Here is a 15209-nt window from a genome sequence, read left to right as displayed (position 1 = left end):
TAGGCGCTGACATGGGCGAAAAGCATCCGAGCATCACCCCCCAGGATGGCTCTCATCTCGATACAGAGGTGAATCCTCCGCACTATTCGGCTCCCTACGATGATATGGACTGATCACATCGGCAGGGAGAAAGCATGAACTTACGCCATCTTCGCTGCTTCATCGCCGTAGCCGAGGAACTGCACTTCGGCCGGGCTGCTCGACGGCTGCACATCGAACAGTCTCCACGGTCGCGCACGATCCGCCAGATGGAGGCGGATTTAGGGGTGCCGCTGCTCAACCGCTTGCCACGCAGTGTTCGTCTCACACCGGCGGGACAGGTCTTCCTCGAAGAAGCCCGGCGCGTACTGCTGGCCTTCGAGCAAGCGCAGACCAAGGCACGCGCCGCAGCGAACCAGCGGAACACGCTGCGCATCGCACTATCTGGTGACATGGGGCAGGCCCGCTTGTCGGCGTTGCTTGCGCTTTGCCGCGAGGAGGCACCACAGGTCGGCATTCGGATATTTGAAACGCCACTGGCGCAGTTGGTGACTGGACTGCGCAACGACTTGTATGACGCAGGTTTTGCATTGGCTGGTGAAATGGACGCCGGCATCGTCGCCATGCCGGTGTGGCGAGACCCGCTGGTGGTGGCTTTGCCCGCCAGGCATCCGCTGCTGGCTTTCAAGGAAGTGCCGCTGGAGGAAGTGGCGAGCTATCCGCTGGTGCTGTGCGATCCCCAGGTCTGCGAAGGTTGCAGCCGGCAGCGCGAACGGCTGCTCCGCACGGTGGATGCGCAGCCGACGGTAGCCGAGTACGTCAAGACCCATTCCCTGATGCTGGCCCTCGTGGCCGCCGGCTACGGCGTGGGCTTTTCGAGCGCGGCGCATCTGGCGGGTTGCCATCAGGCCGATGTCGTCGTGCGGCCGCTGGCCGACGAGACCGCTTCGCTGACGACCTATCTACTGCGACCCGAAGGCGAAATCATGGAGCCGCTGCGGCAGTTCATCGACCGCGTGGAGCGTGTCGGACGCCCGCAAGGCACCGATCAACGCCCGATGTGACGCGGGGATTTTGGACGGTACGATTCCCTTTCGGTCTGGACCTTGACCCGCATTGCATCGGCGGCCGACCTTTTGCGTCACGGGCATGGATGGCGAATCGGGCCTATCCACCCGGCATCAAGCAAGGCACCTTCAAGCTGTCGAGGTCACAGCAGTGACGCAGAACGCATGAGCCCTTGCTGGATGCAAACCGGCTCAGCCGGAAGTCGCATTGGCGCTTTACCCCGCCCGTATTCCTACGAAAACTTTGCCCTGGTTTTCCGGTAAAGCGCGGCATCCCTTCCTGATCGAACTTGGATGCGCGGCTTTTCAGACCGTTGCGCCGGTAACAAGATTTTTCGCAGGTGCATTATGGTTGAGGTGTAGCGGGCTCCGCAAGGAGGTTTGCCCCCTGCGTAACGCTCGGCGACATCGCCGCACCCAACGTCCACCGCGCTGCTCGATCGCCTCACCCACCACTGCCACATCGTGGAGACCGGCAATCAGAGCTGGCGGTTTCGCAACTCCAGTGCCCACGCACCCAGCACAGCAAAAACCACTCGCACCAAAGCCCAGAAAGGAGCACCACAGACCGACCACACAGTAGACTTGTCCACAACCGAGCAAGCCATTTCTTCTTCAACCTAGTGGCTCAGTTTTGAACGTGACGCCCGGCTCAGTTTTGAACGTGATTCAACAGCCCGTCCGACCTGCCCGTCGGGCTGGGGCTGGAAGAGGGTGACGGCAAGCGCTTCAACCGCGGCGTCGGTGGCACGCAGTGGGTCGAGCCCGACGATGCCAAGGTCGACGTCAAGAGCGGCAGCAAGGAGCCGAGCTTTCCCCTGAGCTTCGGGCCGGCCCAGAAAAGCCTGTCGGCCGCTGTGGAATCCGTCGCCGACGCCGGCAGCCGCGCGGTGGGCGCATCCACGAAGGCTGTCTACACCGTGCCGTCGAACTCGACGCTCATGGGGTCGATTGCCATGACGGCGTTGATCGGGCGCGTGCCGATCGATGGAACCGTCAACGATCCCTATCCGTTCAAGGTGCTGATCGGCCCGGACAACCTCACGGCCAACGGCATCGACATCCCCGACGTGGCCGGCGCCGTGGTCAGCGGCACGGCCTCGGGCGACTGGACGCTCTCGTGCGTGCGCGGGCAAATCCGCTCGGTCACGTTCGTGTTCCAGGACGGCACCATCCGCACGGTGCCGGAGGACAGCAGCAAGGGCGGCAGCAACGGCGGCAACTCGGGGCACAACGGCGCCAGCATCCAGGGCGGCCTGGGCTGGATCAGCGACCCCTACGGCATTCCCTGCGTCAGCGGCGAGCGGCGCAGCAACGCCCAGCAGTACCTGGGCAGCCAGGCGCTCATCACCGCGGCCGGCGCCGGCGCGGCCTCGCTCATCAAGTCCGACAACGGGAGCGTGGCCGTGGTCGCCAACAGCAACGGCTCACTGGGCACCGTCGGCATCAGCGGCAACGAAGCGATGGGCCGCATCCTCGCGGGCCGCGTGCGCGACATGGCCGATTGGGTCAACAAGCTCTACGGCCAGGCCTTCGCGGCGGTCTACGTGCAGCCCGGCGCCAGGGTGGCCGTGCATCTGGAGCAGCCGCTCGACATCGACTACGACGCCAAGGGGCGTCGGGTCCACCACCGCACCGGAGAAGCCCATGCCTCGGATCTGGATTGACGCGGCCGCCGTGCTGCTGGCGGCCACCCTGCTCGGCGGCTGCGCCACCAGCAAGGAGAAGCTGCTGCCACACGGCGACAGCACCATGCTCGACATCTGGCATCAGGAGACTGGCGGCAGCGCGGGCAGCGGCCAGGCCGCGCGGCAACTGCTCGATGCGCGCCAGGGCCTGCGCCGGCCGCTGACCGAGGCCGATGTGCAGGCGGTGCCCGGCGTGCAGGCGCGCTACACCCGCACCGCGCAGAACGAGATCTACCGCCAGTTCCACCGCCTGCCGAACCCCGACCTGGTGATGTACGTGTTCCCGCACCTGGCGGGCACCGACCCGGTGCCGGTGCCCGGCTACAGCACGGTGTTCCCGCTCTACCAGCGCGTGCAGTACGCGATGCCGGGCGAGCGCGTGGAGGACTACTGATGGCCTGGTCGCTGCCGTGGTCACGCAAGCCCGGCGCATCGCCTGCTGCCGCCGTGGATGCGGCCGATGATGCCTGGGCACGGCACGTGACGGCCCTGGCGGCACAGGGTGTCGCCGAGCCGGGCAGCGCGCTCCGCCGGGGCCGGCGCAGGCCGGCCACTCAGGCCGACCACGATGCGCTCTATGGCGTCGCGCCGTCGTTCGCTGACTTGCTGCCCTGGGTCGAGTACCTGCCCGACACCAAGTGCATGTTGCTGGAAGACGGCCAGTCGGTGGCGGCCTTCTTCGAGCTGGCGCCGGTCGGCACCGAGGGCCGCGAGATGGCCTGGCTATGGCAGGCGCGCGATGCGCTGGAGAACGCCCTGCAGGACTCCTTCGACGAGTTGGACGACAACCCCTGGGTGGTGCAGCTCTACGCCCAGGATGAGGCCGATTGGGACAACTATCTGCGGTCCCTGGCGAACTATCTGCAGCCGCGTGCGCAGGGCAGCGCGTTCAGCGACTTCTACCTGCGCTTCTTCGCCCATCACCTGCGGGCCATCGCCAAGCCGGGGGGCCTGTTCGAGGACACCACGGTGACGCGCCTGCCGTGGCGCGGCCAGGTCCGGCGCGTGCGCATGGTGGTCTACCGCCGCACGTCCGCGGCGCCGACCCCGCGGCGCGGCCAGTCGCCCGAGCAGGCACTGACCACGATCTGCGACCGTCTGCCGGCGGGCTGGCCAATGCCGGCGTGAAAGCCCGGCGTCTCGGCGCTGCGGACATTCACGCCTGGCTGCTGCGCTGGTTCAACCCGAATCCGACCCTGCTCGGCGCCACCGCCGAAGATCGGGAACGCTTCTACGCGCTGACCCGCTACCCGGAAGAGCGGGAGGAGGGCGAGATCGAACTCGCCAGCGGCACCGACTTCGCGCAGCGCCTGTTCTTCGGCCAGCCTCGCTCGGACGTGCCCAACGGCCTGTGGTTCTTCGACGGCATGCCGCATCGGGTGATCGTGATGGATCGTCTGCGCACGCCACCCGTGACGGGCCATCTGACGGGCGAGACGCGCAAAGGCGGCGATGCCATGAACGCGCTGTTCGACCAGATGCCCGAGGATACGGTGATGTGCCTGACGCTGGTCGCCACGCCCCAGGACGTGCTGGAGGCGCACCTCAACCACCTCGCCAGGAAGGCTGTCGGCGAGACCCTGGCCTCGGAGCAGACGCGGCAGGACGTGCAGCAGGCGCGCGGCCTGATCGGCAGCGCGCACAAGCTCTACCGCGGCGCGCTGGCGTTCTACCTGCGCGGCCGCGACCTGGCCCAGCTCGATGCGCGCGGCCTGCAGCTCGTCAACGTGATGCTCAACGCCGGCCTGCAACCGGTACGCGAAGAGGACGAGGTGGCGCCGCTGAACAGCTATCTGCGCTGGCTGCCGTGCGTGTTCGATCCGGCTGCCGACAAGCGCCAGTGGTACACCCAGCTCATGTTCGCGCAACATGCGGCGAACCTGGCGCCGGTCTGGGGCCGCAGTCAGGGCACGGGGCATCCGGGTATCACGTTCTTCAACCGCGGCGGCGGCCCGATCACCTTCGATCCGTTGAACCGCCTCGACCGGCAGATGAACGCGCATCTGTTCCTGTTCGGCCCGACGGGTTCGGGCAAGAGCGCGACCCTCAACAACATCCTGAATCAGGTGACGGCGATCTATCGGCCGCGCTTGTTCATCGTCGAGGCTGGCAACAGCTTCGGCCTGTTCGGCGACTTCGCGGCACGGCTGGGCCTCACCGTGCATCGGGTGAAGCTCGCGCCCGGCGCGGGCGTCAGTCTGGCTCCGTTCGCCGACGCCTGGCGCCTGGTCGATACGCCGAGCCAGGTACAGACGCTGGACGCCGATGCGCTCGACGAAGACCAGACCGATGCCGGCATGGCCGTGGAAGGCGACGAGCAGCGCGACGTGCTCGGGGAGCTGGAGATCACTGCACGGCTGATGATCACCGGCGGCGAGGACAAGGAAGAAGCGCGCATGACGCGCGCCGACCGCAGCCTGATCCGCCAGTGCATTCTCGATGCGGCACAGCACTGCGTAGCGGAGAAGCGCACGGTACTGACCCGCGATGTGCGCGAGGCGCTGCGCGAGCGCGCCCGCGATGCGACGCTGCCGGAGATGCGGCGCGCACGGCTGCTGGAGATGGCCGACGCCATGGATATGTTCTGCCAGGGCGTGGACGGCGAGATGTTCGACCGGTCCGGCACGCCGTGGCCCGAGGCGGACATCACCATCGTGGACCTGGCCACCTTCGCGCGCGAGGGCTACAACGCCCAGCTCTCGATTGCCTACATCTCGCTCATCAACACCGTCAACAACATCGCCGAGCGCGACCAGTTCCTGGGCCGACCGATCATCAACGTGACGGACGAAGGCCACATCATCACCAAGAACCCGCTGCTCGCGCCCTACGTGGTCAAGATCACCAAGATGTGGCGCAAGCTCGGCGCCTGGTTCTGGCTCGCCACGCAGAACCTGGACGACTTGCCGAAAGCGGCCGAGCCCATGCTCAACATGATCGAGTGGTGGATCTGCCTGTCGATGCCACCCGATGAAATCGAGAAGATCGCGCGCTTCCGCGAACTCAACGCTTCGCAGAAGGCGCTGATGCTCTCGGCACGCAAGGAGGCCGGCAAGTTCAGCGAGGGCGTCATCCTGTCCAAGTCGATGGAAGTGCTGTTCCGCGCTGTGCCGCCCAGCCTCTACCTGGCGATGGCGATGACCGAGCCCGAGGAGAAGGCCGAACGCTTCCAGTTGATGCAGCAGCACGGCATCAGCGAGCTGGATGCCGCCTTCCGCGTGGCCGAGAAGATCGACCGTGCGCGGGGCATCGAACCGCTGGCGCTGGACACGTTGGCCTGACGGGAGCGACACGATGCGCATGCCTTCCTTCGCCCGCCGTCATCCCTGGATCGGTCTGCTGATCGTGGTGACGATTGCGGTGGCCTCGTGGATGCTGCTGCGCGCGCAGCAACCGGCAACCGAGTCCATGCCCCTGGCCGCCGCCGGGTCCGAAGCGTCGAAACCGGCCGGCCCGCCCTGGCTGTATGGCCGTGCCGATGCGCGCTTCACGGTGGTCGGGTACGCCGACCTGGAGTGTCCGTACTGCCGGGCCTACTTCCCCGAACTCAAGCGCTGGATCGACGCCCATCCCGAGGTGAACTGGCAGTGGCACCACCTACCGCTGTCCATGCACGAGCCGGCTGCGACTGCCGGGGCACGCCTGGCCGAGTGCGCGGGCGAGACGGGCGGGCATGCCACGTTCTGGCAAGCCGTGGCGTGGCTCTACGCGAACACCCGTGGCGACGGGCAGGGCCTGCCGGAAGGCCTGCGCTATCCCGACCTCACGCCAGCCATGCAGGGTTGTCTCGACAGCGATCGCCCCGATGCCGTCATCCGTGCCCAGGCGGCGGAAGCGGCACAGCAGGGCATCGCGGCCACGCAGGCCCTGCAACTGCGCGACCGCGAGTCCGGCAAGACCCTCCTGCTGCACGGTCCCGTCGAAGGCGATACCTTGCTGTCGGCCATCGACCTGCTCGCCGCCGGCAGCACGACCGCAGCCGAACCCGCCCATTCCCCAGACATGCCCGCCGGCGTTGCCGGTGACATGCCCAGGTAGCCATCGATCTTCAAGGCTGCGGCGCGGCTCGTCCGCGTTGATCGAAACCCGTTCGCATCGCATCCCTTGACGCGAACAGCCACCGCATCCGCGGTGGTGGATGCCCGCTCGTCACCTGTTCCATCCCCATCGTCCCCAGGAGGGTTTGCCCTCCAGGGGCAGGCGCCCTCCGATCTCATCCATTGGAGGTTCGCCATGTCTCTCGTCATCGCCGACTCCCGCCCGGAGTCGCTCACCCTGATCGCCGCCCAGCACGAAGACTGGATCATCCGGCAGGCCATCACCCTGCTGGAGAACCGCGTGTTCAAGGCCGGTCCGGCGCTGGGCAGTCCCGCCGCCGTGCGCGACTACCTGCGCCTGAAACTGGTCGCGGAGCCGAACGAAATCTTCGCCGTCGTGTTTCTCGACAACCAGCACCAGGTGCTCGCCTTCGAGCCGCTGTTCCAGGGCACGGTCGACCAGACTTCGGTGTATCCGAGGGTGGTGGTCCAGCGTGCGCTGGCGCTCAACGCTTCGGCGCTGATCCTGGCGCATCAGCACCCCTCGGGGAACACCGAGCCCTCGGCCGCTGATCGTGCGATCACCGAGCGGCTGAAGAGCGCCCTGGCCACCGTCGATGTCCGGGTGCTGGACCACTTCATCGTCGGCAAGGGCAGCCCGTACTCGTTCGCCGAAGCCGGCTTGTTGTAGCAGCACCAGCCGACGCGCATTCATGTCATCACCACGGGAGCCCTTGGCTCCCGTTTCCTTTCGCCGACCCGCAGAGAAATCGGGACTGACCGGTTTCGGTTTCTTTGTCGTCCCCTGATCTGCGTTGCGCTCGACTACGAGTCTGCATCGACTCCGCGGAGGCGCGACATGCCGGCTCATTCCCTCAACCTTCCTGCCGCCTCGCGGCGCCTCCTGGCCGCCCGGCTGGCCGGTGGACTGTGCGCCGCGCTGCTCAGTCCCATCGCGGCGGCCGCCGATGTGCTCGTCGTCACCGACAGCCGTCATCCGGTGCAGGCCCCGGCCGGCGTGCGGATCATCGAGCTGGACCAGGCCACGCGCATCGAGGTCGAACTCGCGGCGCACCTGCCGGCCGACCCCCAACAGGCCGCAGCCCTGGTGCGGCAGCGGTTGCATGACGGCGGCGAGGCCCTGCAGCGCCGCATCGGCCATGCCTACCAAGGTGTCGCGGATGCCTGGGGGCTGGGAATCGCCAAGATTCCCGCCGTGGTGGTCGATCGACGCTACGTGGTCTACGGCGAGCCCGACGTGCCCCGCGCCGTCGCGCGCATCAACGCCTACCGGAGCACGCAGCCATGAGCCTCCTGCTGGCATCCCGGCGCCTGCGCGCCACCGTCGCCTCGCTGCTGCTGTGCGCGGCCACGTCGACGTTCGCCCTGGACACCGCCACCATCGTCTCGTCGGCGTTGTCCCCCGACTGCCTCGAACACCGCGTGGTCGGAATCTGCTACTGGCTGTACTGCACGCCCTTCGGCTGCTCGGTTCGCACTTCCGTCAAGGTGCGCCACTACGTCCCCGATGCGGTGGTGTCGAGCTACTCGAACACTGGCGAAAACCCGTGGCTGGAGGTTAGGGCGATGAGCATGCCCAACCCGACCGCCAAGGCTGGCGGTGACGGCACGACCAATCACGACAACGAGAACAACCTCGCCAAGTTCAAGAACGCCGATGTCATCGGCCATCCGGCCGGGATGGTGTTCAGCCAGTTCGCCAGCGCCTCCGGCTACACCTGCGAAGGCGCTGGCACGGCCTTCATGCCGTATCTGCTGAGCACGCTCGACACGATCGCCTGGCGCTACAACATCCCGGAAGCGTTCTACCCCGAAGCGCTCATCCCCGGCCGGCGCGAAATCGGTACGCGCACCGGCCTGAACCTCTGGGGCAACGTGTATCCCCGCGGCGGTTTCTTGCACCAGACCGACGACCACAAGAGCGGCGCCGTAGTCGCGCAGCGCGCCGGCGACATCGTGACGCGCCGCAACCAGATTCACGTGTATCAGCCCCTGCTGGCCAACGCCCGCGACGGCTACTGGCCGGCCGGCGCGCTGATGGAGACCGACGCCTCGACGGGCAAGTGGCAGGAGCTGACGCCCACGCTCTCGAACAGTTGCGTGGTCTTCCCGCACAGCCGCACCCGCGTGCAGGCCCAGCAGGGCGACTACGCCTGGGCCTTGTGGCGGCCGTACTCCTGCTGCCGGCGCCGTGGCCAGGTCTTCCTCGGCAGCGTCGATTTCATGTGAGGAACCCACGATGACCGCATCCCTCCCTGACTTCCTGCGCCGCGCGAAGTCGCCCCTGCGGGCCACGCTGCTCGTGGCGGCCATCACGCTGGTCGTCGGCGTCGCCTGGGCGCAGACCCGAATCGATCCCAATGGCGTGAACGTCAGCGGCAGCGTGATCGGCGACGACGTGCTCTACAGCATTGGCGGCGGCCGGGCCGTGTCGATGGGTGGTGCCGGCAACATGCAGAGCATCGGCGTGGGGATCGGCTGGAACAGCAACCTGATCTGCGGCGACATGAGCATCACCACGACGCTGCAGAACCAGCTCAACGGCATCACCAACGGCTTCCAGACGATCATGAGCAACGTGATCCAGAACGCCACTGCCGCGGTGGCGTCACTCCCGGCGCTCATCATCCAGCGCGCCGACCCGGGCCTGTACAACCTGCTCACCAACGGCATCCTCCAGGCGCGCCTGGATTTCGACCGCTCGAAGATGACCTGCCGGGCCATCGCCAATCGCATGGCGGACATGGCCGGCGGCCAGGCCGGCTGGGACCAGCTCGCCGAAGGGATGGCGCTGCGGGATGCGGTCAGCAGCACCGATGCCGTCTCCGCCATCGAGCAGGCCGAGTCCAACAAAGGAAACAACGGCGTGCCATGGGTCGGCGGCGGCAACGCGGGTGGCTCCGGCCAGAGTTCGATCAAGGTGGTCGGCGACGTGACGCGAGCGGGCTACAACCTGCTCAACGGGCGCAGCGTCACCGATACCTCGTCGATCGCGCGCAGCGCCTGCGGCAACCGCCTGACCTGCCAGACCTGGTCGTCGCCTGGCGCGGCCGCGGCCTTTGCGAACCGCGTGCTGGGCGAACGCGAGCAACGCACCTGCGAAAACTGCACGAAGACCCAGACCACGCCTGGCGTCGGGCTCACGCCAGTGATCCAGGAAGAGTACGAGACCAAGCTGCAGGTGCTGCAGGAGCTGGTGACGGGCGCCCGGCCGACGACGCCGGCCAATCTCGACGCAGCCGGCAGCAGCTCGCTGCCGATCACCCGCGGCGTGATCGAGGCCCTGCGGGACGAACCCGACCAGGACGTGCTGGGCAAGCGCCTGGCGTCGGAGGCGGCGCTGTCCAGCGTGCTGGAGAAAGCCCTGCTGCTGCAACGCACGTTGCTCACCGGCAAGAAGGAGCCGAACGTCGCCGCCAACGAACTGGCCGTGCGGGCGGTCGACCAGGAGAACAGCGCGCTGGAGCAGGAGATCAACAACCTCAAGACCGAGCTGGAGCTGCGCCGCACGCTGGCCGGCAACTCGGCGATGGCGATCATCCAGCGCCACAGCACCCGCGCTGCCGGCTCGCGCGGCGTCTTCGAGGGCGACACCACGCGCGACCGGCTGCGGGAAGTCCAGAAGCCGCGGAGCGGTACGCCATGAGCCGGCTGGTCTGGCTGCGGTTGCCATGGCTGTTCAATCGCCGCGTCGGCGTGGCGCTGCTGTGGACTTTGCTGGTGGTGGCCGCAGCAGTAGCAGTGAACATCGCCGGCATCCACCTGGTCGGCGGCGTCGAGGGCTGGCAGCACTGGCTGCAGGCGCATGCCGGCCACTTCTTCGTGTGGCGGCTGTGCCTCTACGGAGCGACGGCCTACGGCTGGTGGTGGATGCGCCGGCGCCTGCTGCGGCGGGAGCCGTCCCGCGAGACGCATCAGCGCCTGCTGCGCACGGAGATCGCGGCCGTGATCGCCGTGGTCGCGCTGGAAGCCAGCCAACTGTTGCGGCACGGCTGAGACCGGGAGGCAGGCATGACGCTCTACACCACGGACTACCTGGAGTATTACCTGACCCTGGTGGCTTGGGTGGTCAACAACGGCATCTGGAGCATCCTCGTGGCCAGCGGCGTGTTCGCGCTGCCGTTCGTGGCCATCGTGATCCAGGAATGGCTCAAGGCCCGCAGCGAAGGTGCGGACGAGGGCAACAAGGGCGTGCTGTCGTCGATGCGCATCGAGAACCGGGTGTGGGTGGCGATCGTGGTCATCCTGTTCGCCGGCATCCCGTTCATCCCGGTGGATCTCGCCACGATCAAGTTCGACACCACGCGGTCCGCGCAATGCCAGGTCAACGTCCCGCTGCCCAACGACACGGGCTGGTCCAACGTCTACACGGCGCTCAACGACCAGAGCGCGCTGGTGCCGGTGTGGTGGTTCTTCATGCACGCGCTGTCGAAAGCCGTGACGGGCGCCGCGGTGGCGGCGATTCCCTGCGGCACGGACCTGCGTCAGATTCGCATGGATGTCGATGCCACGCGCATCGACGATCCGGTTCTGGCACAGGAGGTCGCCGACTTCACGCACGACTGCTACGGGCCGTCGCGCGCCAAGCTGTTCATGAACCGGCCGACGCTCTCCGACGAGCAGATGAACGACGTCACCTGGATCGGGTCGAGTTACTTCCTCGACACGCCCGGCTTCTATGACACCTATCGCTCCAAGACCCCACGCACGGCCTGGCCCTACGACGCGACCCGCGATGCAGGGCTGGCACAGGTGGACAGCGGTGGCGGTTATCCGTCCTGCCGACAGTGGTGGGCCGATGGCGGCCAGGGACTGCGCAGCCGGCTGCTGGCACAGGTCGACCCGGATCTGCTGACCCGCATCGGGCGCTGGGCGGGCTTCCTGTCGCAGAGCGAGGTCAATGACTCGGTGATCCGCGCCGTGGTCTCACCGCGACAGCAGAAGATGAACCAGGGCGTCGTCTACACCGACTACGGCGGCCAGATCGACAAGACGCTGCCGAACGTCGTCACGCGCGGCGTGGGCGACCTGGGGCTGACCGTCGGCTCGCTGGCTTTCTTCCCCGCGATGGACGTGGTACGCCAGGCGCTGCCGATGGTGCTGACGATGCTCAAGATGGCGCTCGTCATCTGCATCCCGCTGGTGCTGCTGATCGGCACCTACGACCTGAAGACGGTGGTGACGGTGAGCTGCGTCCAGTTCGCGCTGTTCTTCGTGGACTTCTGGTTCCAGCTCGCGCGCTGGATCGACAGCACGATCCTGGACGCGCTCTACGGCTGGGGGTTTGGCGCGGACAGGCCGCACGCCAACTTCGACCCATTGATCGGCCTGAACAATGCGTTCGGTGACATGCTGCTGAACTTCGTCATGGCAACGATGTTCATCGTGTTGCCGACGTTCTGGGTCATGGCACTCGGATGGGCAGGAGTTCGCGCTGGAAACTTCCTAGGCGGTCTCATCACTGGCACGTCCGATGCGAAGTCGGCCGGAGGTAGTGGCTCTCGCCTTGCGATGACGGCCGTATCGAAAGGTGCGGCGAAGTAAGGAGCACTCTCTCGCGTTGATGCGACAACTACAGCTCGTCGGGATCGCCCATGTCGATCCGCCAGTCATCTTTGTCGTACAGGCCGACGCCCGAGTGTCCGTCTCTGAGTTCCGGCTGCTTCTCGTCGTCCTCATCGGCATTCCGCGCGAGCCATGCGGCGACCACAGCAAAGGCCAGCAGCAGGACAAGCCAGGATACGGAGTACAGCAGCATACCAAGCACGGCCAGCTTGACGATCCAGAGCACCGCCGTCGCCGCGCCTGCGGGCACCCCGCGCGTCACCAGCCAGCCGGCGACACGCTGCTCGCGGCGCAGGTATCCACGCCAGGCACGGCCAGCCCCCCGGCCCAGCCGGTGGCTCCAGCGCCCGTTGTGCGTGTTGGTGGTCATGCTCATGTGCCTCGGTTTCAGTGGTGCCTCACCTCAAGAGCGGCCGGTTGGGGCTTGCCCTCCAGCATAGACCGCGATCAGGAGGCCGGGTTGCGGCTGGCAGAGCGGTCGCAGGTCGATTAGATTCTGCACTATAAATCAAACTTTATGCTACTTTCCCTGCACGTTCTTGCGATAGCTCTAGAGGCTGATTTGATTCCATGCTATTTTTATAGCATGGATGGAAATTCTAGGCACCAGGTAATCAAGCGGCTGCAGGCGGGACTCCCCCGCGGGGCGCCGTTCGACCTTGCCACCCTGAGCCAGTTCGGGGTGTCGCCCCAGCTCGCCGCCCACTATGCCGACGGCGGGTGGCTCGTGCGCCTGGCCCATGGCGTCTATGCCTTCCCGAACGATGAGTTCGGGGTCTACGGTGCGCTGAAGTTCCTGCAACAGCGCGTGCCCGGCCTGCACGTCGGAGGCAAGAGCGCCCTGGCCCTGCAGGGCGTGCGGCACAACCTGGGCAGCCGGGAGACGCTGGTGCTGTGGGGCGACGGTCGTTTCGCGTTGCCAGCCTGGTTCACCTCGCGCTTTCCGGCCCGCTACGTCCACGCCCGCCTGTTCGACTGGCCGGACACGGCGCTGGCCAGCAAGACCCTGACCACGCCGCCTGGCCTGCCCGAGGATCTGCGGGTGGCTGCCTCCGAGCGTGCCGTTCTGGAACTGCTGTACGAAGCCGGCGTCAAGCAGAGCCTCGAAGAGGCCCGCAACCTCTTTGATGGACTGCGTTCCCCCCGCAAGGACTTGCTCGGACAACTGCTGTCCTGCTGCACCAGCGTGAAGGCCGTGCGCCTGTTCCTCACCTGGGCGCGCGAGACCAGCCTCGTGGATGTCGATGCCCTGCTGGAGCAGTACCCGGTTCGCACCGGCAGCAACACGCGCTGGATGAGCCGGCTCGATGACGGCACCTTGCTGAGCCTGAGACCTCATGGATAAGACCTACGCGGACACCGTTCGCCTGCTGCTGGCCGTCGCGCCCGACGTGTTCGCCAACGACATCTTCGCTATGAAGGGCGGCACGGCCATCAACCTCTTCGTGCGGGACATGCCGCGCCTGTCGGTGGACATCGACGTGGTGTACCTCCCGTGGCAGACGCCGCGCGACGAAGCGCTGCAAGCCATCAACCAGGAGCTGGCCGCCATCGCCACGCGCGTTGCACCACTGGGCGTGCAGACACGCCTGGTTCGCGCCAAGGATCTGGGGGACACCAAGCTGATCGTCGAGAACGACGCCAACCAGGTGAAGATCGAGGTCAACGTCGTGTTCCGAGGCAGCGTGCTGCCCGTGGAGCGGCGGCCGCTGAGTGCCAAGACCAGCGATCTGTTCGGCGTCGAGTTCGAGCTGCCGGTTCTGGCAGGCGTTCCTGATAGCCCATGCGCTTGAGGGCACCATTGAGCGTGTTCTCGCTGATGCGCTTCTTCAAGTCGCTGTCGTGCCGGAACAGGTAGCGCTGGGCCGGCTTGAACTCATCCAGCAGGTGCCGGACGATCTCCATGGCCTGAATCGACAAAGGCACGATGTAGGGCAGGATGTCCTTCGGCTGCTGCCGCTTCTTGCGCATATCCAACTGGAGTTGCTTCACGACGTCGGGCGGGATGATCCACAACCCACGGTCCAGATCGAATTGATCCGGCATCGCCTGTCGCAGCTCGCCGGTTCGCACGCCGGTCAGCAGCAACAGCCGCAGCCCGAGCTGGGTCTGCCGCCTGCCGCGATAGCTGCGCAGCCGCTGCAACAGCTTCGGCAGCTCGGCCATGCGCAGGAACGGGTTGTGGTTGACGGGTGGCAGCGGCAGCGCCACCACATCGAGATCGGAGGCAGGGTTCTGCTCCAGGCCCGGCACGATCACCAGCGCGTAGCGGAACAGTTGGTTGAACCACGTCCTGACTTTCTCGGCGACGGAGAGCGCCCTGCGCTTCTCGATCTTGGCAATCACCTCCAAGAGGTCGGGACGCTTGATCTGATAGACCGACCGCTTGCCCAAGGCGGGCAGCACATCCTTGTCGAAGATGCGCGGAAGTATCGAAAGGGTCGTCTGCCGGCCTTCCTTGAGGCTGAGCCCGCGATGCTTGAGCCACTTGCGATACACCGCCTCGAAGGTGTTTTCGTCGGCGAGCCGGACAGCGGTGCGCTTCTGCTTGCGGTGAACGCGAGGATTGGTGCCTTTGGCCAGCAGGGCGCGCGCTTCGTCGCGCAGGCTGCGGGCCTCGCGAAGCGTCACCTCCGGGTAGGTGCCGAGCGACATCCGCTTCTGCTTGCCCGCCCAGTAGTAGCGGAAGTGCCAAGTCCTGCCCCCTGCAGCCGTGACGGCCAGGGAGAGGCCATCCAAGTCAGGGAGGGTGTATGCCTTGCCAGTTGCCTTGGCCTGTCGAACGGCCAGGTCTGAGAGTGCCATGCTCTTGCTCCTGAACATGAGTCAGGAACCAGATGCTGGTCACGTCG

11 protein-coding genes and 5 pseudogenes are annotated in these 15209 nt (G+C 66.5%); 14 read left to right on the top strand and 2 right to left on the bottom strand.

Annotation, left to right across the window (positions count from 1 at the left end):
• The first annotated feature begins 134 nt into the window (after positions 1-134).
• From BDD18_RS16465 to BDD18_RS16410, 12 genes and pseudogenes are all read left to right on the top strand, one after another.
• Positions 135-1043, top strand: coding sequence for a LysR family transcriptional regulator (locus BDD18_RS16465; RefSeq protein ID WP_066695993.1), 909 nt, complete (start codon positions 135-137; stop codon positions 1041-1043).
• Positions 1044-1469: 426 nt separating this feature from the next.
• Positions 1470-1670, top strand: a pseudogene (locus BDD18_RS16460) (ATP-binding protein); the annotation flags it as partial.
• 53 nt (positions 1671-1723) lie between these two features.
• Positions 1724-2713: pseudogene (locus BDD18_RS16455) on the top strand (TIGR03752 family integrating conjugative element protein); the annotation flags it as partial.
• Entirely contained in the window at positions 2694-3128 is a 435-nt protein-coding gene (locus BDD18_RS16450) for a TIGR03751 family conjugal transfer lipoprotein (RefSeq protein ID WP_034021502.1), read from the top strand. The pseudogene BDD18_RS16455 and the gene BDD18_RS16450, both read left to right, overlap by 20 nt.
• Positions 3128-6015 (top strand): annotated as a pseudogene (locus BDD18_RS16445) (conjugative transfer ATPase). Before BDD18_RS16450 ends, BDD18_RS16445 begins: the two are co-directional and overlap by 1 nt.
• A 13-nt stretch (positions 6016-6028) precedes the next feature.
• Positions 6029-6772 (top strand): DsbA family protein, encoded by a 744-nt coding sequence (locus BDD18_RS16440; protein ID WP_142084480.1) that lies wholly within the window; start codon positions 6029-6031, stop codon positions 6770-6772.
• Positions 6773-6967: 195 nt separating this feature from the next.
• Positions 6968-7462 (top strand): RadC family protein, encoded by a 495-nt coding sequence (gene radC, locus BDD18_RS16435; RefSeq protein ID WP_054414798.1) that lies wholly within the window; start codon positions 6968-6970, stop codon positions 7460-7462.
• 168 nt (positions 7463-7630) lie between these two features.
• Complete coding sequence (locus BDD18_RS16430; protein WP_142084478.1) at positions 7631-8080, top strand: TIGR03757 family integrating conjugative element protein; 450 nt, start codon at positions 7631-7633, stop codon at positions 8078-8080.
• Positions 8077-9021 carry a TIGR03756 family integrating conjugative element protein gene (locus BDD18_RS16425; RefSeq protein ID WP_142084475.1) on the top strand — a complete coding sequence of 315 codons (945 nt, stop codon included), beginning with the start codon at positions 8077-8079 and terminating at the stop codon, positions 9019-9021. Before BDD18_RS16430 ends, BDD18_RS16425 begins: the two co-directional genes overlap by 4 nt.
• Positions 9022-9031: 10 nt before the next feature.
• Entirely contained in the window at positions 9032-10438 is a 1407-nt protein-coding gene (locus BDD18_RS16420; RefSeq protein ID WP_142084473.1) for an integrating conjugative element protein, read from the top strand.
• Positions 10435-10788, top strand: a complete 354-nt coding sequence (locus tag BDD18_RS16415; RefSeq protein ID WP_023109290.1) for a hypothetical protein — start codon at positions 10435-10437, stop codon at positions 10786-10788. Before BDD18_RS16420 ends, BDD18_RS16415 begins: the two co-directional genes overlap by 4 nt.
• A gap of 15 nt (positions 10789-10803) precedes the next feature.
• Positions 10804-12336, top strand: a complete 1533-nt coding sequence (locus BDD18_RS16410) for a conjugal transfer protein TraG N-terminal domain-containing protein (protein WP_142084471.1) — start codon at positions 10804-10806, stop codon at positions 12334-12336.
• Positions 12337-12364: 28 nt separating this feature from the next.
• Here the strand turns inward: BDD18_RS16410 and BDD18_RS16405 are convergent, their stop codons facing one another.
• A complete protein-coding gene (locus BDD18_RS16405) occupies positions 12365-12727 on the bottom strand; it encodes a DUF3742 family protein (protein WP_476723698.1) in 363 nt (120 codons plus the stop codon).
• Positions 12728-12943: 216 nt separating this feature from the next.
• On the opposite strand from BDD18_RS16405, the gene BDD18_RS16400 reads away from it, so the two are divergent.
• Positions 12944-13702: a type IV toxin-antitoxin system AbiEi family antitoxin domain-containing protein gene (locus BDD18_RS16400; protein WP_031754973.1), complete on the top strand. Its 759-nt coding sequence runs from the start codon at positions 12944-12946 to the stop codon at positions 13700-13702.
• Positions 13695-14123 (top strand): annotated as a pseudogene (locus BDD18_RS16395) (nucleotidyl transferase AbiEii/AbiGii toxin family protein); the annotation flags it as partial. The gene BDD18_RS16400 and the pseudogene BDD18_RS16395, both read left to right, overlap by 8 nt.
• Here BDD18_RS16395 and BDD18_RS16390 read toward each other — a convergent pair.
• A pseudogene (locus tag BDD18_RS16390) lies at positions 14122-15162 on the bottom strand (tyrosine-type recombinase/integrase); the annotation flags it as partial. The pseudogenes BDD18_RS16395 and BDD18_RS16390 overlap by 2 nt on opposite strands.
• Positions 15163-15209: the final 47 nt, after the last annotated feature.

Origin of the sequence: Acidovorax temperans (assembly GCF_006716905.1) — a bacterium.
GTDB lineage: Bacteria > Pseudomonadota > Gammaproteobacteria > Burkholderiales > Burkholderiaceae_C > Acidovorax > Acidovorax temperans.
This window is presented reverse-complemented; position numbering and strand designations above follow the sequence as displayed.

Coding starts and splice junctions, on each gene's coding strand:
- BDD18_RS16465 (WP_066695993.1), top strand. CDS start 135: ATGAACTTACGCCATCTTCGCTGCTTCATCGCCGTAGCCGAGGAACTG.
- BDD18_RS16450 (WP_034021502.1), top strand. CDS start 2,694: ATGCCTCGGATCTGGATTGACGCGGCCGCCGTGCTGCTGGCGGCCACC.
- BDD18_RS16440 (WP_142084480.1), top strand. CDS start 6,029: ATGCGCATGCCTTCCTTCGCCCGCCGTCATCCCTGGATCGGTCTGCTG.
- radC (WP_054414798.1), top strand. CDS start 6,968: ATGTCTCTCGTCATCGCCGACTCCCGCCCGGAGTCGCTCACCCTGATC.
- BDD18_RS16430 (WP_142084478.1), top strand. CDS start 7,631: ATGCCGGCTCATTCCCTCAACCTTCCTGCCGCCTCGCGGCGCCTCCTG.
- BDD18_RS16425 (WP_142084475.1), top strand. CDS start 8,077: ATGAGCCTCCTGCTGGCATCCCGGCGCCTGCGCGCCACCGTCGCCTCG.
- BDD18_RS16420 (WP_142084473.1), top strand. CDS start 9,032: ATGACCGCATCCCTCCCTGACTTCCTGCGCCGCGCGAAGTCGCCCCTG.
- BDD18_RS16415 (WP_023109290.1), top strand. CDS start 10,435: ATGAGCCGGCTGGTCTGGCTGCGGTTGCCATGGCTGTTCAATCGCCGC.
- BDD18_RS16410 (WP_142084471.1), top strand. CDS start 10,804: ATGACGCTCTACACCACGGACTACCTGGAGTATTACCTGACCCTGGTG.
- BDD18_RS16405 (WP_476723698.1), bottom strand. CDS start 12,727: ATGACCACCAACACGCACAACGGGCGCTGGAGCCACCGGCTGGGCCGG.
- BDD18_RS16400 (WP_031754973.1), top strand. CDS start 12,944: ATGGATGGAAATTCTAGGCACCAGGTAATCAAGCGGCTGCAGGCGGGA.